Origin of the sequence: Mesorhizobium sp. M1399 (assembly GCF_040317735.1) — a bacterium.
Classification (GTDB): Bacteria; Pseudomonadota; Alphaproteobacteria; order Rhizobiales; family Rhizobiaceae; genus Mesorhizobium.
Genome location: NZ_JAMYKZ010000086.1, coordinates 1 through 541 on the forward strand (window position 1 = coordinate 1; position 541 = coordinate 541).

Consider the following 541-nt stretch of genomic DNA (forward strand, 5'->3'; position numbering starts at 1 on the left):
ACGGAGTTGTTTGAGCGCTATCAGCGTTCGGAGAAGGCCTTGGTGTCGGCGCTGGTCGAGATGTACGTACAAGGCGTTTCGACCCGCAAGGTGAAGGCGGTGACGGAGGAATTGTGCGGCCACTCTTTCTCGGCCTCGACGGTGAGCGAGGCGACGATGCGGCTGGATGAGGCGCTCAAGGCGTTCTTCACGCAGCGGCTCGAGGAAAGCTATCCGTATCTCATCTTGGACGCGCGCTATGAACGGGCTCGCGAGGCGGGCGTGATCGCCAGCCAGGCGGTGCTGGTGGCGATCGGCGTGGATTGGGAGGGCCGGCGCCAGGTCCTGGGCGTGGAGCTGGCCAACCGGGAGAGCCATTCGAGCTGGCGCGAGTTCGTGACGGGGCTCAAGAATCGCGGGCTCGCCGGCGTCGAGTTCGTCGTCTCCGACGACCATCCAGGGCTCAGGGCGGCAATCCGCGAAGTGCTGCCCGAAGCGGTCTGGCAGCGCTGCTACGTGCACTTCCTCAGAAACGCGCTCGACTACGTGCCGCGCAAGGTCG

General features: G+C 65.2%; 1 protein-coding gene. It reads left to right on the forward strand.

Features of this window, described 5'->3' with window-relative positions; genetic code table 11:
- The coding region (locus NKH05_RS33045; protein WP_353027111.1) for an IS256 family transposase at positions 1-541 on the forward strand (541 nt) is incomplete at both ends.